Source organism: Neobacillus terrae, assembly GCF_011393025.1.
GTDB classification, from domain to species: Bacteria; Bacillota; Bacilli; order Bacillales; family Cytobacillaceae; genus Neobacillus_A; species Neobacillus_A terrae.
The window spans coordinates 12,252-35,768 of the sequence record NZ_JAAOEO010000012.1; the positions used below are offsets into that span (position 1 = coordinate 12,252).

The following is a 23,517-nucleotide window of genomic DNA, read 5'->3' on the forward strand; positions in this document are numbered from 1 at the left end:
ATGAAGCTGGATTATTTGCTTATATGTTTCTCCCAGCATATCAAGCTGAAGTTTAGATCCTTCCCTCTCCCAGGGAAACGCATTGTCTTCCTCCTCCCCCTCTGGATGGCAATTGCGCAGAAAAAGTAAGGCTGCCGATTCAGGCAGCCTTTTTCTTGTCTTTTCAAAAATTGGTTGTTTTTTCCTTTATTTCAGCTAGAATAATAATAACTATATTTTAAGCGAGGTATGTATGAAAAAGCTTTCCATTGGAATAATAGGTTTCATCTTCCTAGATTTATATTTTAATTTAGCGGTTAATGGTTTATCCAATATGTATTTTCAGTTGGCTTCCATACTGCTATTCTTCCCGCTTGCCCATTTTATTGCTTCTGCAGCGGGAATAGGCGGGTTAAAAGCGCTAGGCCTAAGCTTTAGTAATGGCTGGAAACGAAACTTTGCCTATAGCTTTTTAATCGGCTTTTTTTTCTGGGGCTTAATGTATGCGATACGTGACTGGACTGGAGCGATTGACATTACCGGAGTGAAATCGGCACAAGATGCAATTATGCCCATTATGGAAGCAGTTGTCGGATACTTTTTAGGCTCCCTCATTAATGATTTAATTGTGCGTGGCTATGTTTTCGGTTTATTAAAAGATAAGCTTCCTGCAGGCTGGATTTTTCTTGTCAGTATCCTAATCTATGCTTTAGATGATTACTGGCATGAGCCATTCTCCCTGGATAACTTTGTATTTTCTGTCCTACTTGGATTGTCTCTAACCTATGCTTTTTACAAAACGGGCACCATCTGGGCTGACACAGGCCTCCATTTTGGACTTAATATGGCTTTTTCTCTTCTATATGGATTGTCTCAAAAAGCAGGTTCAGGCATTTTTTTGATGAAGGAAGCGGCGCACAGTACTCTTTTAGCGGAAATGCTCCCAAATATTTTTTCACTTGCAATGTTTTTGTTCCTTCTGGCAGTCATAAAATTCTATAACTATGATTCTAGTAAAAACAGCTTTCATTCCGGTATTACTAAAACTTTTTAAAAAAGAGGTTATTATGGATATTCAATTAAAAGATGTAACTGAAAAGAATTTTTTTGAAGTAATTGCACTAAAATCCGATAAAGACCAGGAGAAGTATTTTCAAATATATGAACGGTGGGTTGGCTCCAATGCTTTTTTCCTTGCCGCCTGCCAAACCTTTGGGTTTAAACCAAGAGCCGTTTATGACGGAACTCAATTGATCGGCTTTGCCTCCCATGGTTTTCGAAATGAAACAGGGAGACACGAACTGATTAGTATGATGCTGGGACACGCCTTTCAGGGAAAGGGATATGGAGTTCCGGTTTTAAAAGCCATCATTGAGGAAATGAAGGAGGCCTATCAGCCTGAAGAGATTTACCTAGCGGGAATACAGATTTTTTTATTATATTGTTGTCCATTAAACCCCGCCTCTATTTTTTATATAAAATCAGCATATAGTAGAAATTCACAATTGTAAAATGATTCATTTTTGCTTACTGAATAGAAAAAACGCAGCCTGTCAGGGCCGCGTATGAAAGTTACTTTTATTTAATCCACTCAAGAATCTCAAGACGGTTTCCAAATGGGTCATCCACATAAAAACGTTTAGAACCTGGAAGCTTAATATCTACTTGAAACAGTACTCCTGATTCATTTAATTGGTCCATGACAGCTTCAATATTTTCAACTTCAAAAGCAGGATGTGCCTTTTTGGCGGGAGCAAATGGTTCTTCTATGCCGATATGAATCTGCACAGATCCCGACTGAAACCATGCTCCACCCCGCTTTTTTAATTCCTCCGGTTTTTCAATTTCTGTAAATCCAAGAATCTCACCAAAGAATTTTCTAGCTTTATTTTCACTTCCTTTCGGAGCTGCCAATTGAACATGATCAATTGATTTAAATACAATAGCCATCAAAAAACCCCCTTTTAGGTTTATTTTAGGCTAAAAGACTTGATAAGTGAATGTTCAAAATTTTATCAAATAGGATAAGTTTTAATTATGATTATAATAAGCGGACTAAAACCAAGTAATAAAAAATAGACATGATTTCTCATGTCTATTTCGTAATTAAAAGTTTTTTGCTTGCTGTTTAGCTTTCTCAATTGCTTCTTTCTTAATTTGTTCTGCACGATCCGGGAATTGGTTATGACCTTCCACAAACAATCCTTCAAATGAAGGAATTCCAAAGAATTGCATGATGAGTCCGATATACTTATGGCCCATTTCCATTCCTGCAGCTGGACCTTCGGAATAGACACCGCCTCGAGCCTGGATATGAAGAGCCTTTTTATCAGTCAAAAGACCAACAGGTCCCTGCTCGGTATATTTGAATGTTTTCCCAGCTGTGCAAATAGAGTCGATATACGCCTTCATAACAGGTGGGAATGAGAAGTTCCAGAGTGGAGTAACAAAAACATATTTATCAGCTGCTACGAATTGATCCGTTAATTGGCCAAGACGGCTGACTTTGCTTTTTTCTTCACTGGATAAATGATCAAAGCTTGAACCCGAGCGAAGTTTACCCCATCCGCTAAATACATCAACATCTATTTGCGGTATGTTTTCCTTGTAAAGATCCAGATGTACCACTTCATCATTTGGATTAGCTTCCCGATACGAATCGATAAAAGCCTTTCCCACTGCCATACTGTAGGATTGTGTGTCGTCATGCGGATGTGCTGTAATGTAAAGAACTGTTGCCATGATTTCTCCTGCCTTTCTGTTTGGTAATACTCTCCCCCCATTAACTTTTCCCTTATTTCGACAAGATATTCCTTCGTGTTTATGAAAAATAGGGATTGAATAAGTCCGGCCTTATAGCCTTTTATGAACGACTTTTTCCCGTGTCCCCACCGTCTTTTGTCTTTCATAGCTTTTATCAAAGACATTTGACCTATTCCGTTATGGTATCTATTTTAAATAGCCGTTCTGGATACATTTCCCTAAATAATTTCTTCCTTGATAGACCTTATGAATAACTTCTTACGATGATTTATATCAAAAAACTTCCTGCCATTAGCAGGAAGCCATTTTTTAATACACATCTCTTTTTGTAAAAACCCAAAAAGCCACCGCTAACGCAGCCGCCCACCATACCAGGAGCACAGCAAGGGAAAAGCTTAATGTCATTCCTTCAATAGGTGGGGCAGTCCCTTTCATGTAGTCAGTTAATCTTAAATTGACCATAAATAAGTACTTTGCCGAATTCCATGAGGAGACCATATTACTAAGAATGGCGCCAGAGATTAGGGCTGCCAGCATGACACCCATTCCGGCGGCTGTGCTTCTAATCAGCACAGAAAGCATGAATGATAATGTGCCAACTACAATGGCTACAAACCAGACAAGGCCAAAGTCCATCAATAAAAACTGCCATTGATCAAGAAGTTTTACGCTCTCTGTTCCAAGTCCTTGATTGGTCACATTAAAGCCCGTTAACACTGGGGCTCCCCAGCCTTTATACCCAAAGACCATCCCCGAAATTAGGTAAGATATGATCCCTGTAATTGCTACAATGAGTGAAATAGAAAGACAGAGTGTAATATATTTACTAAGGAGAACCTTCCACCTTCTTACAGGCCTAGTCAATAAAAGCTTAATCGAACCAAGACTGTGTTCGGAGGATACCAGGTCGCTGGCTATAACCATCACCATCAGCGGCAGGAACAGGTCAATGGAATTCTCCAAAAACATCCGCATAAAGGTTGGTGCGCCAGGCTCAGATGGATTGATATTATGATCCAAATAGTACTGCTGCTGCTGAAGACCGACCTTTAGCTGCTTTTTCCAGTCATCTGAAATTCGGCTGCTGCTGAGCCTGTTTTGAGTATCAATGATCTGCTGCTGCAGAATGGTTCTCCAGTCGTTAGTTCCCAGCTTGTGGCGCTGCGTTTCCACCTGCTTATATTGAGCATATGTAAAAAGAGCAACAAGAACTGCGATAATCGCGGCAATAACAAGAAGCCGCTTCTTAGCAATAAGCTTCATCATTTCATTTTGAACCAGTTTAATCAATTTTGTCACCCCCGGTCAGTTCCAGGAACAAGTCTTCAAGAGCAGGCAGTTTTCTGTTCATTTCAGTTACCTTTACTCCTGCATCTACTAGCTGTTTATTCCAGAGGGCTGCTTTTTCCGATTCATATTCAGTCCGGATAAAACCATCGCCGCTATCTTCAGTCTTTGTTAAAGATGAGAGAATTTCCTTACCTTTTTCAAATGGCTCAAAACTCCAAATTAGCTGTTCACGATTGGATAATAGGTGCTCAACTGTGTCGGTCCGAATTACTTTCCCCTTTGAAATAATCGCTACCCGATCACATAAAAGTTGAATCTCACTTAAAAGATGGCTGGAAACCAAAACACTCAATCCTTCGCTTTCCGCAAGAAACCGGATGAATTGCCTCATTTCTCTTATTCCGGCAGGATCCAATCCATTGGTAGGCTCGTCTAAAATTAGAACCTTTGGTCTGCCAAGGAGAGCCTGAGCAATTCCAAGTCTTTGCCTCATTCCAAGCGAATAAGTCTTAACCTTATCATGGATCCGGTCTGTCAGGCCAACCAGCTGAGTTACCTCTGTTATTCTCTCTTCTCCGACATCATCAAGCATTCTAACAAAATGGAGAAGATTATCCCAACCTGATAAATATGGGTATAATTCAGGATTTTCTACAATACAGCCAAGATTTTTCATCGCCTCGAAAAAATGGTTCTCGATATTGTAGCCGCCAATTTCTACGCTCCCCGAGGTCGGTTTAATCAGGCCGACAAGCATGCGGATGGTTGTCGTTTTTCCAGCACCATTTGGTCCAAGAAAACCGAAAACTTCCCCTTCCTTTAAGTCGAAGCTGATACCCTTAATAATTTCTTTTTTTCCTATCGTTTTTTTTAGATTTCTTACAGATAAAGTTGTCTTCTCCATTTTCCCTTCTCCTTACCAGGTGATCAGTGATGCTACCCGTTCAGCAATCAGCCGGTGTCCTTTTGTATTGGGATGGAACTTATCGGAATATAAATAATCATTAACTTTTAGCTCAAATAAATCGAAGGTTGGAACAAAAACAACCTTTGGAAATGAAGCACTAACCTCCGCACTTTCATAATTAATACGGCGGATGACTTTTGAAATATTTTTACCTTCATTAAGATTCATAAAGGGATTATAAAGACCAACAAAAAATACTCTTGCATCAGGATTCGAGGTCCGAATCTGTTTCAAAATTGCCGTCAGATTCTGAAGATAGCTTTTTTCAATAATCTGCAGCTTGTCCGACTGATAATCAGCAAGACCCTGTCCGCCTCTGAATAAATCATTTCCCCCTATGGTCATTAAAACGATATTAGCACGCTGTATTTGGCGCTGCACCTCTTTTTGCCCGAGCTGGGTGCGGAGCTGGTCTGAACGCTGCCCGTTTACGCCAAGATTAAGTAGCTTGACAGGCTTTTTTGTTTTTGTTTTTAATTCATCGATTACATCTCCAACATAGCCCTTTCCTGATTCATCGCCAGTGCCCCGGGTCAATGAATCACCTATAGCGACAACCCTCAGCTCTTTTCCATTTTCCTTTGCTTTTTCAGGGGCTTTTGAGGCTGTAATTGGATTAGGTTTCCCACCATAGTAATCAGCCATTGCCCAGCCAAGGCCTCCAAGCCAAAGGACGAAGAAAATAGCAGCAATTATAGTAATGACCCGCAGAATATTTTTATTCAAAGGAATCTTCCTTTCTTTCAGCATCTAATGACCATTTAATCACAAAAAAGGACTAAAACAAAACAGCTGGGCTTCAAAAGTCTTAATGATTAATGTCTTGTTAAGCTCCGTGCTCTGGGACGTTCATTTACTAGTTTAGGATCTGGCGAATTTTAAAGCAGCCACTTATTGCCGCTCCTAATCTCTTTCAACTTCCATTATAGAACGATCATTCTTTGCCATCAAATTCCATTGTGCTAAAAAATGGGGATGTTCACATTTAGTTAAGCTGCTACCTAGCGGGCTGTTCGGACTGCCTTAGACATTTTCTTAAAAAGTCACTAAAATGGAAAAAACACACGATATCTATTGTAAAAATACGTGTGTTCCTCCATGTCCCTTATTCTAATATGATTTATTTTTGTTATCCTTCTTTTTTCCTTATTCATTCAAGCGGGATATTTTCTTTGGACTATCAAGTGAGGTAAGCACCCGGAATAATTCAAGCAGCAGGATGGAAAAACCAAGCCACACACCGCCAAACACATATCCGCCTAAAATCTGACTTGGCATCTGTGTTCCAAAGTAAATTCTGGCTACCCCTAAGAATAGTACAGCGATTACCCATCCGATAATCAAAAAAGTATGAACCTTTAGATTACGTGTATGCCTTAAAATGATAAAAAAGAAAAAGCCATAGATCACAAAAGCCATTAAAGATTGCTCACTAGGAAAACTATAAGGAAAACGGTCTAAAATTGATGGTTCACCAGGAGCCACACGGTGAAAGGTGTTTCGGAGAATTTCTTCATATAATTCGCCACCCAGCACAATAATAAAAAGGAAGAATATCTCCAAAAATTTCTCCTGGCCTCTCCAGACGATCCACCCTAAGGTAAGAATGATCATCATAATCAGCCAAACATTTTTACCAAGCCCGATAAACAAAGTCATCAGCCAATCCATCCGGCCTGTCAGAACCGCTGTAACAACCATACTGACCACTTTATCAAAGTCGTTAAATTCATTTCCAATATAATCTTCTATCATACCTACCATCAGGATGATCAAAAGCAAGGTCATAAGTGAAACTGCTGAAATAAAAAAGGTAAATCTTTTTCTTGTTCGAAAAGCATATAGGACCTTTTCCATTCCTCTTGTAAAACTTGAAATAATTTGCGTTTTAAATCTTCTGAAAAAGTAAATTCCAATAATCAGAATGGCAATCAATAGTACTGCAATTAACAGGTACTTTACAATCGAGTCATGGAATTGTTCCCATTTAGGCCCGAGTAATTTTCCAAGAATGACAAAGGTTGAAACCCATATAAATGAACCGATTGCAGAATAGGCCGCATAAACTCGGAAGGGAAGCCGTGTGATACCTGAAAAATAGCCTGTCATATGCCGAACGCCCGGGATAAAAAACGCAATTATGAGGAGCTTATTCCCGTATTTTTTAAACCAGGAGGAAGTGGTTTTAAGTTTTTCAGGCCCAAGATGGATTTTCGGTCCATATTTTTCGAAGAATGGCATTCCAAGCTTGCATCCAATTCCATATGCTGCCACCATGCCTACTAACCCTCCAATACCGGCCGACATGACAGCTGCTATCCAATTCATCTGGCCCTGATATGCCAACAATCCCGCGTAACCCATCATCGCCTCAATAGGCAGCGGAACGGCAAGAATACCCAAAAAAAGGGCTAAAAAAAGGACCAGGTAACCGTAATCATTCATGAAAGTAATAAAAATATGCAATTTCGAAAGCCCCTCTCTCCGGCGTGAAACAGAAAAAAAAACAAATTTATATATTAATAATTATTATTTCCTTCATAGAAAAAACCCTACTTCTTTACTATAGTATTCACAGAGCAGGACTTCAATAAAGATGACCAAAAAAATTTGTCGAATTTCACGAGTAAAATTCCGTTTATGGATAATTTTTCTATTAATAGGAAAAGATACGCACAAAAAAAGAGTGACAATTGATTGCCACTCCCAATTTCATTCTATTGTTCTTACCTGTTTTCTAGAATATAATCAAAATCCTTTTCAAATAGATCAGCAAAATCTTCAGTAATAAATTTGCCCCTTTGTGCTTGGATATGATTCTCTAAAGCTTTTAGCTTATCAGCTGTTTTGTCCTTTTGTACAGCTAGCACTTGCGCTTTAAGGCTCTTTATAATTCCTTGGTTTGTAAAAGCTTGGTTAGCTTCGCCCAGGTCGATTAATTCATCTAGGTGGTCAATATCAATTAAGATAAAGATACTGAATTCTTTTGATGCTGCGTTGCCTGCCCCATCCTCTGCCCGGACTGTAAGTATATGTTCACCTGGAGCTAATGTCAGCGGTTTGATATTGTTTAAACTAGAAATCACAACTCCGTCAAGAGCATACTCAACTTTCGCAATATCGCTCAGGTTATCCTCTATAGTTAATACGGTTTCCATAACACGATCAGTTTGGAAGAATGCTAGTTTTCCACTGACACTGATTTCGGGATCCGTTTTGTCGATCCATATTTCTATTGTTTTGGCCTCTTCCACATTCCCTGCTTCATCTATGCTTCGGTAGGTTACAGCATTTTTTCCTTCATTGGATACCGTCACTTCCCCGTTCACTGGCACCCAATCCCCGTTGTTGAGACGGTATTCTGTTCTTGCAATTCCTGCACCCGAACCATCTTCGGAATTAAATGCAACGACTACATCTTTGTTACTATATTTTCCGGCGGCTGCCCCATTTGTGGTTACGGTTGTATTAGGGGCTGTTTTATCAATCCAGACAGCCAGAGTTTGTGTCTCTTCCACATTGCCTGCTTGATCAGAACTGCGGAATTCAATCACATTTTTCCCTTCCTGGGAAATTGTTACGTCTCCTTCAACAGCGGTCCACGTTCCATTGTTCAGCCGGTATTCTGTTTTTGCGATACCCGAACCTGAACCATCTTCAGAATTAAATGCAACGACTACATCTTTGTTACTGTATTTTCCTGCGGCTGCCCCATTTGTGGTTACGGTTGTATTAGGGGCTGTTTTATCAATCCAGACAGCCAGAGTTTGTGCCTCTTCCACATTGCCTGCTTGATCAGAACTACGGAATTCAATCACATTTTTTCCTTCATGGGAAATTGTTACGTCTCCTTCAACCGTTGTCCACTCTCCGTTGTTCAAGCGGTACTCCGTTTTTGCTACTCCAAGGCCAGCAACATCGTTTGCTGTAAAAGAAAGAACAACATCTTTATTGTTATACCTCTCTCCAATAAATCCATCAGCAATCACGCTTGTGACAGGTGGTGTGTGATCCGAGGTTTCAAAGTGAGACATATTTAATGGCTTGAGCTGGTATGTCCCTTTAAAAACAGAGGCTATCCCAGTGATATTGACAATATTATCTTCAGCATATAACTTGCTCCATTCCGCGAATGAAATGCCCGTCCGGCTGTCTATTCTTATTCTAGTTGTGCCGTTCTCACTTACAGCATCAAATTCAAAGGTACCGGAAGTATCAGCCGCTGGAAGGTTCTTAATTCTGACATTTTGGAGCGTGATTAGCGTCCCTTGATTGGCTTCATTAACCGTAGGCTGGACAGCAGCATCTGGTATCTCTTCTGTACTTATTTTCTCTATTTTCACTGGATCTGCCAGTTCCAGTTCCGTGTTATAAGTCTTTTTTACAGCAGTGATGCGCACATAGTCACCCTGCTTAAATCCGGTATCATTCTGGTAGACGTAAATTCCTGAAGTTCCTTCTTGCAGATAAAATCCCTGTCCTCCAAAAACGCCAGGTTCTGAAGTGATCGTTCCTTCAACCGTAACGAGTGTCCCGTCCGGCTGAGTTCTTGCATCCTCAACCGAAATTGGTGCGGGAGCCGTATTTTCATCCGGAAGCGGTTCTGCAGCAACATTACCCAAGGTAACAGCTTCCGTTACGAGGTTGGTACTCCCCTGCCTCAATCTTAAGTTTGCAGCACCTGAACTTCCCGCCTTTACCTGGATCGTCAGCGTTTTAGAAGCATGTCCTTTTGCGTCAGCCGTAACTGAAAAATTCGAGCTATAGCCGTAGGCGGTTGGCCACGTGCCGTCTGCATTCTGAACCTTCGCAACCTGTGTGCCGCTGCTTGTTAGGTAGATTCCAAGATTCAGATTGTTCAATGTACTTCCTGCTGCGAGGCCGTCCACTTCCACTCGAACCTGGAATGGCTGGCTATTATTGGGCAGCGTACTTTGATGAACGAATTTGTATTGTGACTGTCCTGTTGGAGGAGGAGGAGTTTGCGTACTGCCCGCAGCTCCATATGAACCACTTTTAAAAGTAGACGGAACATACCATTTATAACCGGCTGCCGGGGCGGCCCACGGTTCAGCCTGTGGCTCAACAGAAGTCGCCGGGTCTTCGTTTTCTTTCTGGGCCGGGTCAAGTATCAGCTTTGTCGGCTGATCGAGTACCATTCCGGAAACTTGGTTAAAGCTTGTATAGCTTTCTTTATTTGCGAGCCATTTTACCGTCTGGACGAGGAACTTACCATCATCTTGCTCTTTGAAGCCATCATAAGTAGTTTTTTTGGAACCATTCTCTTCACGAACATATTTAGGTGACGCATCTTCTACAGGAGAGGAATCACCGATGAACGCAGCTTTCCCCAGTCCGAATTTCGAGATTGCGGCAAATGGTCCTTCAGCACGGCCGCCCCCGTTGTAAACACCCTTATCTACTCCACTGGCCCATCTCACATTTGTTGAAGGAAGATACACGACACCCTTCGCTATTGAAGGGTCAATAATAGCAAGTGTTGATCCGGCATGCATTGCGACCGAGTTTACTCCCTCAGTTATACCAAATGATTGGGAAGGCGCCGCTATGTCTGTAGCATTTACATCGCCCACCGCATTATACCGAAAACGGATTCCGAACTTACTTCCGAGCCAATCGGAGCTTTGAACCCCCTGCATAGCAGGCGAACCCGCTTCTTCCTGGTTCATTCCTTTAGCCGGATTCGAAAAAGCGCCTCTTCGATAACCGTTCATGACTTCAGAAGCATCCCATCTATTCTTGTTGCGGTCAGCATTGTAATGATCGGCAATAAAAAAAATACTGCCGCCTTCCCGAACATATTGTTCCATGGCATCTTGCTCAGTTTTCTTGTAAGGGATATTCGCTTCCCCGATAATAAAAACATCATAATTCTTTAATTTGTCATATGTAACGGCCTGCTCGCCAAAGGTATAAGGAATTTGGCGTGATAATTCCTCTACACTGAAACCAGCTGATTTTAAACCATTGGCAAAATCAGAGAATGCACCGTCGATAACCCAGTCTGCAGCTCCCGCTGTCTGTCCGTGTGTATTATCAAACAACACCTTTTTGCCCGCACCGTCTGGCAATACAGCTGCCGAAACTGTTTCGGCGGCTGCAAAACCACCTCCAATATTACCGGCTAAAGCATTTGTCAGAACTAATACTGTTAGCAGTATCAGCCTCATGGTTCTTGCAATCGTTTGGTTTTCCAATCCCTTACCTCCTATTAAATAGTATTTTACATATAAAGGTAAATCTAACTATATTATTCCATAGAAAGCATTCTTTTTAATGATTCGAAAGATTCAATCAATATTTTAAAAACTAGGCTAATATACTCAATAATCATCTCTTTATTTTTCTGAATCAAAAATGGAAGATAACGGAGGCCTCTCCATTGAAGGTTAACTAGAGAATATATTAAAGATGCTCATATTGCCTCTTCAACTACCGGTACTATTAGTGGATAAAGAAGTTGAATAGCCACCTTTTCTGTAATAGTACCTATGCATTAATAACTTCCAGCTATTTGAATGAATTAATATGTGTAAAAAAAGAAGGTGCGGTTTCCCCACACCTTCTTTGATCTATTCTATTATAGGTTTCCTTTTGGTCCAAAGAATTCGAAGTAGATGCGATCATCACTAACTCCAAGTTCCTTTAATGAATGATTAACTGCCTTCATAAATGGAACCGGACCACAGAAATAGAAATCGGCGTTTTTAACATCAACATTATTTGTAAGCCATTCCTTTGTAACATAGCCTTCTACGTCAAAACGGTTTTCTGCACGATCTTCATCCGTTGGTGCATCATAAAATACTACATTTTTGATATTTTCATTTTTCAATTGTGATACTTCATCACGAAGAGCATGTACTTTACTATTCATAGCAGCATGAATAAAGGTTACTTTTCGTTCAGGCTGAACTTCCGCAACTGTTTTCAGCATGCTTACCATTGGTGTTAATCCAACTCCGCCGCTAAGCAATACAAGTGGTGTTTCCTTTTTTGTATTTAGAACGAAGTCACCTGCTGGTGCGCTGACAAGAATAACATCTCCCTCATTAACTGATTTATGAAGGTAATTGGATACCATTCCGTCCGGGTTGTTTGTACCAGCTTCTTTTTTAATACTTATACGGTAATAATTTTTTCCTGAGACATCAGACAAACTGTATTGGCGAATATGGTTATATTGTTCGCCTTCCATTTCAATTTTCAAGCTAATATATTGTCCTGGTTCAAAAGTCGCAATTTCTTTGTTATCTTCTGGTTTTAAATAGAAAGAAGTAATAACTTCGCTTTCTGGCTGCTTGCGGGCAACAACGAAACGACGGAATCCATCCCAGCCGCCTTTTTGGTGTGCTGTCTCATCGTACATTTCAGCTTCTATGCTAATAAACGCATCGGCAATAACTCTATATGCTTCTGCCCATGCATTGATAATTTCATCTGTGGCAGCATCTCCAAGCACTTCTTTAATAGCCATTAATAAATGTTTTCCTACGATAGGATAATGTTCAGGCTTAATTCCAAGGCTGCGATGCTTATGGGCAATTTGTTTTACAACAGGAATTATCACTTCAAGATTATCAATATACTTCGCAGCAGCATATACTGTTCCGGCAAGTGCCTTTTGCTGGCGCCCTTGTTTTTGATTGGCATGGTTAAAAATATTCAGTAATTCCGGATGATTGTTAAACATAATCTTATAAAAATGAGTAGTAATTTTTTCACCATGCTCTTCTAAAACCGGCACAGTAGATTTAATGATTTCAATGGTATTTTGATTTAACAACTCGAACACTCCTTTAAGTTTTCACTATGACAATAGTGATTATATGAAACTTCACACAACGATTAAGTGATTTAAATCACAGAAAAAGAGTTTTTAACGTTTTTGTAAAATAACTAATTTTTCTGATATTCTAGAATGCCGTTTGTCTATTAATTTTTTTAAAAACCAATGTAAAAAAGTTCAAAAGTTTAATTGCCTAAAATTTTAGGGAAAGATACCTACATACAACAAAGAAATGGAGTGTAATGAATGAAAAAAAGCTTAGTTCCGATCCTGGTGATTGTGGGGATCATAGTCATATTTGGCTTGATGCTAATGGGGAGTTATAATGGCTTCGTCAATGCCGAGGAGGATGTTGATCAATCCTATGCTCAAATTGAAAATCAGCTGCAGCGAAGACTTGATTTGATACCAAATCTTGTTAAAACGGTTCAAGGATATGCTGCACATGAAAAGGAAGTTATTCAATCCATTTCGGATGCCCGCGCAAGATTGGCTGGTGCAAAAACACCTCAGGAAGAAGCTACAGCGAATGCTGATCTTTCAAACTCTTTAAGCCGGCTTCTTGTGGTAGTAGAAAATTATCCAAACCTAAAAGCTGATGCACAATTTACAAGACTTATGGATGAGCTGGCTGGTACGGAAAACCGACTGTCTGTAGCCCGCAGAGATTATAACAATCAGGTAATGGTGTATAACAAAAGAGTCAAACAGTTTCCGGGTGCCATTGTAGCAAGCATGACAGGTTTTGATAAAAAAGAATACTTTAAAGCAGATCCAAAAGCGCAGCAGGCTCCTCAAGTAGACTTCGGGGGAAATGGAAAATGACCTTCAAAAGAGTTTTTACTCTTTTCCTTTCCTTTCTGATTCTCCCCCTGCTGCAAGGTACAGCAGCGTTTGCCGAGGATAAAAATATCCCGGCTCCGGTCGGTGATATCTATGTTCAGGACTTTGCAGACGTTTTATCACCTGAGGAAGAGCAGCAGTTAATCCGGCTTGGACGATCGATAGATGAACATTCTACAGATCAGCTTGCTGTTCTGACTGTCAATACGCTTGGCGGAATGGATATTGACGAATATGCCAACAAAGCTTATCGAGCTTACGGCCTAGGTACAAAAGAAAAGAACAATGGTGTTCTGCTTGTCCTTGCTATGAAAGAAAAGCGAATCAGAATTGAAGTGGGCTATGGACTGGAAGGAACAATTACGGATGGTGAAGCCGGACGAATACTGGACCAATATGCCCTGCCCTCTTTAAAAGCAGGCCAGCCCAACCAGGCAATCCTGAATACCTACCAGGCTCTTTCCAAAAAAGTTGGAGGCGGGGACCTTGGGGCTAGCCAGGAACAAGCTAGGCAGCCTCAGGACCAGGGAATTGGCATTCCTTCATGGCTTATTATTCTTATAGTAATCGGCTTTTTCATTCTTGATTTTACCTTTTTTGGCGGTTCTCTCTCATTTGCCCTACTCTCCATTCTTGGAAGAGGAGGAGGTGGCGGAGGCAGTGGAGGCCCACGAGGAGGTGGCGGAGGTTCATCGGGCGGCGGAGGCGCAGGCCGTGGCTGGTGAAACGAAAAGCGAACCCCCCTTTAGTGTCAAATGGCGTGTATCAAGTATCTCCTAAGGTAATCTTGATGCAAGATACCTTCAACTAGCGTTGGAGCAAGACGCTGAATAAGGGAATACATCTCTCGAACTGCAATCTAAAAGCCCCTTTCAGTTTTATATTGATAGGGGCTTTATTTTAAGGAGGGGCTATTATGAATGATTATAAAGAGGAGCTGGACGAAGAGGAGAAAGAAAAGGAAATTCCTTGAATACATCCGAATGCAAAACGAAGCCATGAAACGGCTATATAAAAAAATAACCGAACAGGAAAATGAAAAAAATAAAAACAGTTTCCTTTTATGAAAACTGCTTATTTATGTGTATTATTTTTGATTTAAATAGGCTACTGCACTCTTTAGGCTGTTTTTTACAACAGTGCCTTCAAAGCTAATTCCCAGCTGTACCATTGATTGAGCTACTTCTGGTCTTAGGCCGGTTAAAACAGTAGCCACTCCAATTAGCTTTAAGGAACTAATTACCTGAAAAATCTCATTAGCTACCATAGTATCAACAATTGGGACTCCTGAAAGGTCCATAATTAAATAGAGATTTCCTAGTTCGGAACATCTTTTAAGCGAGGCTTCTTTCAAAATGCGCGCTCTATGGGTATCGAGTTCACCAATTAAAGGCAGTATCGCAACTTCATCAGACAACGCAACAACAGGAACAGATAATTCCTGAATGGCCTTTTGGGCGAGATCCATCGTCCGGCGGTGGAATTCAACATAGGAGGCACTGAAAATATAGCCTGCATGATCTAATAATGGATCAATAACGAAATTGATTTGTATTAATTCACTGCCAGTGAAGGTTAAATCCTTAAGTTCTTTTTCTATTTCCTCCAGTAGCACAATTCGGTATGACGTTAATGTTTTTAATGATTCATCTAATGGAAGATCTCGCTTAACAGCACTTTCTCCTGTTAGCTTTGCCCACTCAGTAACTTTATTCCAGACTTTTTCATTACTATTGTCTTTAATTGCCTGTCCCAGCAGCTGAAGGAGCTTGGCACGCCATTGATGCAGCCCTTCTTCATCCTCTTTGGCAATCTCCTTTTCATGTACAAAATCTTCTTTTAAATATCTGCTTATTCTTTTTCCCATTTCATAGCTATTTTGAATGATGCTTTCCCCTAAAACTGAAAATCGTTCCAACTTCTTTTCCCCCATTATGTCGTTCTAGTTCAGTTTTTATTTATGTTCCTATTATATTCTAATCAATTATGGTTTTACTAATTTTAAACTTGCTGTCTAACTTATTGGACATAAGAAAGGCGTAAGCGGTCGCCACGTCCTTTGGCAACGCCTTTCTGACCCGAGTCTTGCGGGCCTCCACTTCGACTGAGATAAAGGATACACGAATTGCAAAGCACTTCGATGTTGACTTATCGTAGGGAGAAGCGGGATGGACACTAGGCACGGGCGCTGGAGCTAGACAATTTAAAAGGTAAATCTTTATACTTTCTTAACCATTAAAAAAAGCCCCATGAAGGAGCTTTTATTCTTCGTTTCTTAATGGCACTGTTAAAATGCCCATCTCTTCCACATGCCTTTTTGCCTCAGCATCTCCAAGTTTATATATCATGGCATATATATAGACCATCCGATCGTCATATTCGTTATTTGGAGATGATTTATGATATTCCAGAAAAGGTACATGCGCCCTGCTAAAGGCTTCCCAGTCGGTCTCGTACTCTTCGTCCAGCATTTCACGGAGAAGATCGATTTCATCGTCAGTTGCTTGAAGCCTAAATGTCCAATCCCAGTTTGGATCCATCATAATCTCCCCGGTAGCAATATCAAGGTAATAGATTTGTGTTGGTTTCTCGTTCATACTTCCACTCCTCTCTTTTCTCTTGATTTACCACATTATCCCGGTATTTAATCTTTTTAACTGCAATTTAGATAACCCCGCAATGTAAACAAATAGGTTAAAAAGTAATTTGGATAATATTTGAGCAAAAGGCCATTTCGGGATTTTTCCCGAAAATGGAATAGTAGATTTAGGCCAGTCCCTAGCAAGCTGATCTCTTTGAATGGAACTATTTTTTGAAAGCATCTTCATCCTCTTAAACGTTATATATATCTATTTTAAAATAAGCTTGGTTCTACTGCCACCCAACTTTCTAAACCCAGTTGATTGAAGTGGAAGGCACGAGACTCCTTCAGGATTAGCAGGACAGGTGAGACCCCACAGGCTTGTGCGCCGAGGAGAAAGAAGAACTGAAGTGACTTGTTCAGCCCCGACAAGCGCTGGAGGGCCTGACGATGAAGTTGTTCTTTTACTTCAACGGCAGGACTGAAGCGACCTCGAGGGGCTAGTCACTGAAGTTTGACAGGCTCACCGCCCGCCCCCGCGCGGAAAGCGAGTGCCTGGGAACGGAAATCAACAGCCCCCCTCTACAGTCTGCGGCTTGGCGAATGCCAAGCTTTTCTAAGTGAGAATAGATAATCATAAGGTTATAAAAAAGGGCAATAGTAAATGTCGGAGGCAGTCACCCTTTTGCTCTGATTAGCAAATAAAGGCTGACTCCACGGAGTCAGCCCACTAACCATTATGATTGTATTGTTTTATTATCTCTATCGACTATAACTCTATCATTTTTCATAAAAGGCCACCAATTGGCTTCTCCAAAGATTTTAACCATTACTGGTACAAATAATGGAAGAATCACTAATGCGTAAAGACTGAGACCTACTAGCAGAATAGTGGCAATTTGCAGCAATGACAATACGCCTGCTGGCATCATGGCTGCAAATGTTCCGCCAAGAATGACAGCCGCTGAAATGATAACAGTACCCATTTTTTGCATAGAGAACAGAATCGCTGACTTTACTGGCATATCGCGATGTTCATTAAACCGGTCCATTAAAAAGATACTATAGTCAATTCCGAGAGCTATTAGGATAACAAAAGCGAAGAACGGTACCGCCCAACTGATTCCAGTATAGCCAAGCCAATTGACAAAAATCGCTTCTGAAATGGCCATCGATGTATAATATGTCAAAATCAGAGAGGCAATGAGGTAAAGCGGCATAATGAATGAACGAAGCAGGATAACCAATATGATTGCAATTCCTGCTAGCATTAAGACAACTGTGCGGGAATAGTCATGATCGGAAATCGTGTTAAGATCACTATAAATACTTGTTACACCGCCTAAAGCTACCTTCGCATTTTCAAGCTTTGTATCTTTCACAGCTCTCTCAACTGCCTGTTTAATATCATCTACCCGGCTGATGGCTTTGTTTGAGTATGGATTGACGTTAAATACAACATCCATCGTCATAACTTTTCCGTCCTTGGAAATATAGGCATTCATGGCCTGTGAAAAGTCCTTACTGCTAAGAACTTCATCTGGAATGTAAAAACCGTTTCTTTTAACCTGTGAAACTCCATCCAGATAATCTTGGGCGGAATTAAGCCCTTTTGACACTTCATTTAAACCATTAGCGCTTTGTGTAAGTCCATCTGTCAGCTGATCCAGCTGGCCGCTTAGGCTTCCAAATCCGTTCAAAAGCTGCTGCTGGCCATTTTGAATTCCATTCAGACCGCCGGTGAATTTCGAAAGATTACCAATGATTTGTCCCTGCCCATTGGCCATAGCATCAAGGCCTGCCTGCTGCTGGCTGATTCCATTAATCAGGGCCTCCATGCCCGCAATAAGCTTCTGCTGGCCAGAGATTAGAGTTTCAAAGTTAGTATTTGCAGTGTTTAAGCCGCTCTGTATCCCTGTCAGTCCGCCATTCAGCTGCTTAATACCTCCGTCTAACTCGCCTAGCTTTCCTTGAACAAAAAGGACGGTTCCTTTGATTTTATTATAATCTTGATCATTTTTTACATCATATTTGCTTTCGAGATTCGCAAAGTTTGTGTTCAGGGAACCGAGTCCTGCCTGCAATCCGGCAAGCCCTGTTTCAATTCCCTGGTATTTCTGCTGAAGTGTTCCAATTCCTGCAGCAGCCTGTTGATACCCTGCAAGCAGCTGCTTACTTCCGTTTAACATAACTTCAGAGTTGGTTTTAATGTCTTCCAAGCCCTTTTTGATTTGCGCTGATCCTGTTGAACCTTTTTTCAGGCCTGTTTGAATCTGTTCCAATCCATTCTTTAATGGAACCATTCCATCCGTCAGCTGCTTTGTTCCATTAATAAGGCTTCCAATTCCATTTGTTGCTTCCTTTAGCTTTGGAGCAGAAGCCTCCAATTGTGAACCAGCCTGGTTAAGACCGCTGCTGATTTGTTTAATTCCATCATTTCCTTTGCCCAATCCACTTCCCAGTGTTTGAGCCTGTTTCGAAATATATAAGTCATCAATCGGTTCGCCAGTTGGGCGTGTTACCGATCTTACGACAGAAACATTATCTACTTTTTTTAATTCCTGGCTGATTTGTTCTGCTAAGGCAATATATTCGGATGAGTTCATTTTTTCATCATTTTTTATTACCACCTGAGTAGGCATAGATTCACCAGGTCCAAAGGCATCTGAAACAATATTAAATCCTTTAATTGAGTTAAAATTATCGCCGATTTCCTCAAGAGAGTTGTAAGATAGCTTTCCATCATAGGTAAACAGGAAAGGTACCGAAATAACGGCAACGATAATAAGTGCTATGAGCGGGCGGGCAAGGGCAAATCCACCGACAGCGCCCCATAGCCTGCTGTCCCGATGCTCCAGCTTGCCTTTCGCTGGCCAGAAAAGCATCCGTCCAAGAACAGACATAAAAAAGGGCACAACAGTAAACAATGCCAATAGTAAAATGGCTACTCCAACCGCGACTGCAGATGCAGATTGATAGAGTTTAAAGGTAGAAAAACCTATTGAAGCAAAACCAATCATTACAGCAAGCCCACTAAAGAACACCGTTTTACCGGCGGTGCGATATGTTTCAATAATGGCATCTCCAACAGTTTCATGATGATTCATTTCTTCCTTAAATCGGCTTAATAATAGAATACAGTAATCTGTTCCAATTCCGAAAAGAACGGAAACAAGGAAGGTCTGTGTAAAATTAGACAGCGGAAAATTGGCCTTATCCACAAGCATGGCAACAATCGACTGTGATGCAAGATAGCTTATACCGACTGTAATTAACGGAATCAGCGGAGCGATTACGGAACGGAATACGAGGAGCAATATTACCAGGATAAATACGACTGTTATTCCTTCCGTCTTTTTCAGGCCATCCTGTGAATTAGTAACGAGATCCTCATCAATCATCCAGCTGCCAGTATAATAATGTTCAACTTTGCAATCTTTAATAGATTGATAAAGCTCGCTGGAGATCTCTTTTGCTTCCCTTCCCTCAGCCGAAATTTTCAATGAAACAAGAATGGTTTTTCCGTCTTTCGAAACGAGCTCATCCTTCAATTGCTTTTCTTTGAAATGACTGGTGATAGAAGTAATACCCAGTTTATCCTTTTGGCTATCAAGTTTGTTAACAGCTTTTTCGGCAGCCGACAAATCTTCGTCAGTTAATTTTTTATTACTATGAAATACAAGGGCTGTCAAAACATCTTTGCCTTTGTTCTCCTTTGATTGTACGTCTTTTAATATCTCCCCTGCCAATGCAGAAGAATACCCATCCGGAACCTTGATCTGTCCCTTTTCACGGACAAGAGACTCCATATTAGGTGCCAAAGTAATTAAAACTGAAAGAATAGCCGCCCACACTAATAGGACAAACCATTTACCTTTTATTATTGCCTTCATACATTCACTCTCCCAGCTGTTCCTTCTCCATTTTTTGAAGCATCTCTGATAGCTTTTCGTAAGTTTCAATAAACCCTGTTATCTCTTCTCTTTCGAACTTGGTAATAATGGATTCAACCAGCTTGTGAATCCTCTTCTCCGTTTTTTCAAATAAATCAGTCCCCGACTGGGATAAGGTTAAATAAACTACACGACGGTCGGTTTCGTCCCTCTTCCTGTCTATAAGACCTTTTTCAACCAGCCGGTTAATGATTGCGGTAATTGCACTTTTATTCACATCAAACGCTTCTGCAAGCTCAGAAGAAGTGCATTTTTCGGCATGGTGTATGTAGCGCAGCATATAATGCTGATCATTGGTCAGGTCATTTCCTATCTGCTCTTTAATCAGGGTTTCGGCCTTCTTTGTCACTTTAAAGGACACATTTACATAACGGTCTATGAGTTCCTGAATCAGCTTTTTATCCACTCTTTGCATCCCTCCTAATTAATAGTTAAACACATGAACAATTCAACTGTTTAACTATATTTCAAAACCGCTTTTCCTGTCAATATCTTCATGAGGAAATACAATAAATAAATAAGAAAAACCGGGCTTCCTGGCCCGGCCTCAGTTGTATATATTTTATGATTTTTGCTTTGTTAATCTTGCCTGTTGATTTCAGCTCCCGGCGCTCGCTTTCCGCGGGCGGTTCGGGAGCCTGTCAAACTAAGGATAATCAACAATGACTTTTATAGAGCCATGATTTTAAAAAAGGCCCTTGTCCCCCACCATGTGATCATGTAGGCTAAACACCTATTCAAAAAAGGCTTGGTTGTATTTTTTCAAAAGTCTTCCGAACGTTTCCTTTTCTTCTTCCGTCCATTTTTGCAAAAGCTCTGAAACCCTTCCAATCCTGGCTTGTTTGGCTTCCGCCCACTCTTTTTTTCCCAATTCTGTAATCTCATAGGTATGAAATCTTCCATCCTGAAGATCTTGAATACGATATACATAACCCTTTTGTTCCAGTGCTGCTGCTTGTCTGCTTACCGTAGATATATCAAGCTGAAATTCGTCAGCCAAAGTTTTTACACCAGCTGAACCGCGGGACACAATTCTTTGAAGTAATAAATAGGCAGAACGGTCGAGGTTACCCAGCTTATTCCGGGTGGTGATTGATGTAGTTCGGCGGATTATAACGGCCAGCTCGAGTTCAATGGTCTCCAGCGTATTTTCGTTCATTCTAACTACCTCGCAATTTCTTTTTCTTGATTTCATCATAACATATAGTTTTTATTATGGAATACCAACCCTTTTTGTAAAACACTATTGACATGTTATTAAGTGGTTGTATAATACAATCATATCCTTTTGTCATACAATTAAACCAGATAATGGATTATCCCGAGGAGGGTGTTATGCTAGCTCAAGATTTTTGATTAATCAGGTCCACAAAGTTAAGGACAGTGATACCGTCCGCTCCGTTATTCAAAAATTTATTGACTACTCCATTAGCGGACTTCCGGTTGTCAATGATAAAAATGAGATTGTAGGATATATCAGTGACGGTGATATTATGCGTTATATCGGCCGCCATGAGGACCGTATAGTCGATTCTTTTTATTACGCCTTCACCATTATGGGAGATGAGGTGGAATTTGAAGAAAGAGAACGCAGGCTGCTTGATTTAAATGTAATGGGAATAGCTAAAAAGAAGATTATGAAGGTCCAATGGAATGAAAGTATCGAAAATATTGCCGCCCTTTTAGGTAAGCGGCAAATAAAAAAATTGCCTGTCGAGCGAAATGGAGTACTGGCTGGAATTATCAGCCGTGGTGATGTCATTAGGTATTCCTTCAAATCGCTGCTTTAAGATAATCAAAGTTTAATAGCTCCAAATAATTTTTAACAAAAAATACACACAAAGGGGATTAACGAATGTCATCAACACAGCAAACAGTAACTGCTCAGAAAACGGGTGCTGCAGAAAAAGAGAACATTGGAACACAATCTAAAGCAGTCTGGGCAGTCTTTTTCGCCTCTATCATTGCCTTTATGGGGATAGGCCTGGTAGACCCTATTCTACCAGCCATTGCCCAGAAGCTTAACGCGAGCCACAGTGAAGTCACGCTTCTATTTACAAGCTACAATGCTGTTATGGCAGTGGCCATGCTTATTACCGGGGCTATTTCATCCAGACTTGGTATAAAAGGTACTTTAATGACAGGTGTTGTTATTATAGCTATATTTTCTGGACTTGGCGGACTTTCAAATGATATCTGGACACTGGTTGGCCTTCGGGGCGGCTGGGGACTGGGAAATGCACTGTTTGTTGCAACTGCTTTAACAGCGATTGTTTCATTGTCTTCCGGCGGTACAGCAAAAGCGATTATTTTATATGAAGCTGCCATAGGGCTTGGTATTTCTGTAGGCCCTCTGGTTGGGGGATGGCTTGGAGGGATGTCCTGGAGGGGACCTTTCCTGGGGGTTGCTACATTAATGATCGTTGCATTTATAAGTCTGGCCGTTCTGATGCCAAAAACCACTGGTCCAAATGCTTTTAAAGCGAAAACATCATTGAAAGACCCTTTCCGCGCCATGAAGCATCGCTCGCTTTTAGTCTTTGGAATCGGTGCCGCTCTTTATAACTTTGGATTTTTCACCCTGCTTGCCTATGCTCCTTTTGTTATGGGGCTTGATGAACATGGTTTGGGTTATGTCTTCCTCGGCTGGGGAATCTTGCTGGCTGCAACTTCTGTCTTTATGGCACCAGTGCTTCAGCGAAAATTTGGAACGGTAAAATCAATGGCCGTAATGCTATCCCTCTTTGCCCTTCTTCTTTTGGCAATGGGAATTTGGACATCAACACAATGGGTCGTTATTGCGGCCGTAATTGCGGCGGGTGCTCTGCTCGGTAATAACAATACCTTAATCACAACAGCTGTTATGAATGCTGCTCCTGTCGAACGCTCAACTGCATCAGCAGCATACAGCTTCCTGCGATTTATCGGCGGCGCAATCGCCCCTTATTTTGCAGGTAAAATGGCGGAATGGTATAATCCATCAATGCCTTTTATAGTAGGTGCAATCTTTGTTGCCCTTTCAGTGGTATTCATTTCATTCAATCATGCTCACGTTCGACACGTAGACTCTGCTGAAGCGGGGCATTAAAAAAATGCAATTGCTCGTTCAGCGAAGCTTTTTCCTGACAAATAAATGCAATTTACAACTGGATTTCCATCGTGCCGCTTTTTGACGATCTAAACAGCAGCTTCAGGGATAAGCTGACGCGGAAGCAAGACAATTTTAAAAGTGTACTATAACTAACTAGACGGCCAGGGTCATTCCAGGCCGTCTTTTTGGTAGTGCATATTTTGTTTCAACAGCACCATTATACGTATATGGGATTCTATG

19 protein-coding genes are annotated in these 23,517 nt (G+C 40.9%); 6 read left to right on the forward strand and 13 right to left on the reverse strand.

Annotation, left to right across the window (positions count from 1 at the left end; all coding sequences use genetic code 11):
• The first annotated feature begins 232 nt into the window (after window positions 1-232).
• Window positions 233-1,033, forward strand: a complete 801-nt coding sequence (locus G8761_RS16870; RefSeq protein ID WP_166028778.1) for a CPBP family intramembrane glutamic endopeptidase — start codon at window positions 233-235, stop codon at window positions 1,031-1,033.
• A 13-nt stretch (window positions 1,034-1,046) separates the two neighbouring features.
• Complete coding sequence (locus G8761_RS16875) at window positions 1,047-1,490, forward strand: GNAT family N-acetyltransferase (RefSeq protein ID WP_166028780.1); 444 nt, start codon at window positions 1,047-1,049, stop codon at window positions 1,488-1,490.
• 67 nt (window positions 1,491-1,557) lie between these two features.
• Here G8761_RS16875 and G8761_RS16880 read toward each other — a convergent pair whose 3' ends face one another.
• The 8 genes from G8761_RS16880 to hmpA form a co-directional block, all read right to left on the reverse strand.
• The gene (locus tag G8761_RS16880; protein WP_166028782.1) at window positions 1,558-1,929 is read right to left on the reverse strand and encodes a VOC family protein; all 372 of its coding nucleotides are present in this window, start codon (window positions 1,927-1,929) and stop codon (window positions 1,558-1,560) included.
• 156 nt (window positions 1,930-2,085) lie between these two features.
• A complete protein-coding gene (locus G8761_RS16885; protein WP_166028784.1) occupies window positions 2,086-2,721 on the reverse strand; it encodes an FMN-dependent NADH-azoreductase in 636 nt (211 codons plus the stop codon).
• A 330-nt stretch (window positions 2,722-3,051) separates the two neighbouring features.
• Window positions 3,052-4,032, reverse strand: a complete 981-nt coding sequence (locus G8761_RS16890) for an ABC transporter permease (RefSeq protein ID WP_166028786.1) — start codon at window positions 4,030-4,032, stop codon at window positions 3,052-3,054.
• Window positions 4,025-4,936: an ABC transporter ATP-binding protein gene (locus G8761_RS16895; RefSeq protein WP_166028788.1), complete on the reverse strand. Its 912-nt coding sequence runs from the start codon at window positions 4,934-4,936 to the stop codon at window positions 4,025-4,027. Before G8761_RS16895 ends, G8761_RS16890 begins: the two co-directional genes overlap by 8 nt.
• Before the next feature lie 12 nt (window positions 4,937-4,948).
• Window positions 4,949-5,725 (reverse strand): SGNH/GDSL hydrolase family protein, encoded by a 777-nt coding sequence (locus G8761_RS16900; protein ID WP_166028790.1) that lies wholly within the window; start codon window positions 5,723-5,725, stop codon window positions 4,949-4,951.
• A 420-nt stretch (window positions 5,726-6,145) separates the two neighbouring features.
• Window positions 6,146-7,465 carry a VTT domain-containing protein gene (locus G8761_RS16905; protein WP_166028792.1) on the reverse strand — a complete coding sequence of 440 codons (1,320 nt, stop codon included), beginning with the start codon at window positions 7,463-7,465 and terminating at the stop codon, window positions 6,146-6,148.
• Between the two features lie 260 nt (window positions 7,466-7,725).
• Window positions 7,726-11,217 (reverse strand): OmpL47-type beta-barrel domain-containing protein, encoded by a 3,492-nt coding sequence (locus tag G8761_RS16910; RefSeq protein ID WP_166028794.1) that lies wholly within the window; start codon window positions 11,215-11,217, stop codon window positions 7,726-7,728.
• 383 nt (window positions 11,218-11,600) lie between these two features.
• Window positions 11,601-12,806, reverse strand: a complete 1,206-nt coding sequence (gene hmpA / locus G8761_RS16915; RefSeq protein WP_166028796.1) for an NO-inducible flavohemoprotein — start codon at window positions 12,804-12,806, stop codon at window positions 11,601-11,603.
• Window positions 12,807-13,055: 249 nt separating this feature from the next.
• Between hmpA and G8761_RS16920 the strand changes: the two genes are divergently transcribed.
• On the forward strand, window positions 13,056-13,634 hold the full coding sequence (locus tag G8761_RS16920) for a LemA family protein (RefSeq protein ID WP_166028798.1): 579 nt from the start codon (window positions 13,056-13,058) through the stop codon (window positions 13,632-13,634).
• The gene (locus G8761_RS16925; protein ID WP_166028800.1) at window positions 13,631-14,377 is read left to right on the forward strand and encodes a TPM domain-containing protein; all 747 of its coding nucleotides are present in this window, start codon (window positions 13,631-13,633) and stop codon (window positions 14,375-14,377) included. The genes G8761_RS16920 and G8761_RS16925 overlap by 4 nt, the downstream gene beginning before the upstream one ends.
• Before the next feature lie 362 nt (window positions 14,378-14,739).
• Here the strand turns inward: G8761_RS16925 and G8761_RS16930 are convergent, their stop codons facing one another.
• The 5 genes from G8761_RS16930 to G8761_RS16950 form a co-directional block, all read right to left on the reverse strand.
• The gene (locus tag G8761_RS16930) at window positions 14,740-15,570 is read right to left on the reverse strand and encodes an STAS domain-containing protein (protein WP_166028802.1); all 831 of its coding nucleotides are present in this window, start codon (window positions 15,568-15,570) and stop codon (window positions 14,740-14,742) included.
• A gap of 343 nt (window positions 15,571-15,913) precedes the next feature.
• Window positions 15,914-16,249 (reverse strand): hydrolase, encoded by a 336-nt coding sequence (locus G8761_RS16935; protein ID WP_166028803.1) that lies wholly within the window; start codon window positions 16,247-16,249, stop codon window positions 15,914-15,916.
• Window positions 16,250-16,970: 721 nt separating this feature from the next.
• Complete coding sequence (locus tag G8761_RS16940; protein ID WP_166028804.1) at window positions 16,971-20,126, reverse strand: MMPL/RND family transporter; 3,156 nt, start codon at window positions 20,124-20,126, stop codon at window positions 16,971-16,973.
• 4 nt (window positions 20,127-20,130) lie between these two features.
• Window positions 20,131-20,592, reverse strand: coding sequence for a MarR family transcriptional regulator (locus G8761_RS16945; RefSeq protein ID WP_166028805.1), 462 nt, complete (start codon window positions 20,590-20,592; stop codon window positions 20,131-20,133).
• Between the two features lie 327 nt (window positions 20,593-20,919).
• Entirely contained in the window at window positions 20,920-21,345 is a 426-nt protein-coding gene (locus G8761_RS16950; protein ID WP_166028806.1) for a MarR family winged helix-turn-helix transcriptional regulator, read from the reverse strand.
• A 193-nt stretch (window positions 21,346-21,538) separates the two neighbouring features.
• On the opposite strand from G8761_RS16950, the gene G8761_RS16955 reads away from it, so the two are divergent.
• Together G8761_RS16955 and G8761_RS16960 are read left to right on the forward strand one after the other, a co-directional pair.
• Window positions 21,539-21,976: a CBS domain-containing protein gene (locus tag G8761_RS16955; RefSeq protein WP_166028807.1), complete on the forward strand. Its 438-nt coding sequence runs from the start codon at window positions 21,539-21,541 to the stop codon at window positions 21,974-21,976.
• A 65-nt stretch (window positions 21,977-22,041) separates the two neighbouring features.
• Complete coding sequence (locus G8761_RS16960; RefSeq protein WP_166028808.1) at window positions 22,042-23,274, forward strand: MFS transporter; 1,233 nt, start codon at window positions 22,042-22,044, stop codon at window positions 23,272-23,274.
• The last annotated feature ends 243 nt before the right edge of the window (window positions 23,275-23,517 follow it).

Excerpts from the sequence above, each read along its gene's own strand:
- G8761_RS16870 (WP_166028778.1), top strand. The coding sequence starts at position 233 with ATGAAAAAGCTTTCCATTGGAATAATAGGTTTCATCTTCCTAGATTTA.
- G8761_RS16875 (WP_166028780.1), top strand. The coding sequence starts at position 1,047 with ATGGATATTCAATTAAAAGATGTAACTGAAAAGAATTTTTTTGAAGTA.
- G8761_RS16880 (WP_166028782.1), bottom strand. The coding sequence starts at position 1,929 with ATGGCTATTGTATTTAAATCAATTGATCATGTTCAATTGGCAGCTCCG.
- G8761_RS16885 (WP_166028784.1), bottom strand. The coding sequence starts at position 2,721 with ATGGCAACAGTTCTTTACATTACAGCACATCCGCATGACGACACACAA.
- G8761_RS16895 (WP_166028788.1), bottom strand. The coding sequence starts at position 4,936 with ATGGAGAAGACAACTTTATCTGTAAGAAATCTAAAAAAAACGATAGGA.
- G8761_RS16920 (WP_166028798.1), top strand. The coding sequence starts at position 13,056 with ATGAAAAAAAGCTTAGTTCCGATCCTGGTGATTGTGGGGATCATAGTC.
- G8761_RS16925 (WP_166028800.1), top strand. The coding sequence starts at position 13,631 with ATGACCTTCAAAAGAGTTTTTACTCTTTTCCTTTCCTTTCTGATTCTC.
- G8761_RS16935 (WP_166028803.1), bottom strand. The coding sequence starts at position 16,249 with ATGAACGAGAAACCAACACAAATCTATTACCTTGATATTGCTACCGGG.
- G8761_RS16940 (WP_166028804.1), bottom strand. The coding sequence starts at position 20,126 with ATGAAGGCAATAATAAAAGGTAAATGGTTTGTCCTATTAGTGTGGGCG.
- G8761_RS16950 (WP_166028806.1), bottom strand. The coding sequence starts at position 21,345 with ATGAACGAAAATACGCTGGAGACCATTGAACTCGAGCTGGCCGTTATA.
- G8761_RS16960 (WP_166028808.1), top strand. The coding sequence starts at position 22,042 with ATGTCATCAACACAGCAAACAGTAACTGCTCAGAAAACGGGTGCTGCA.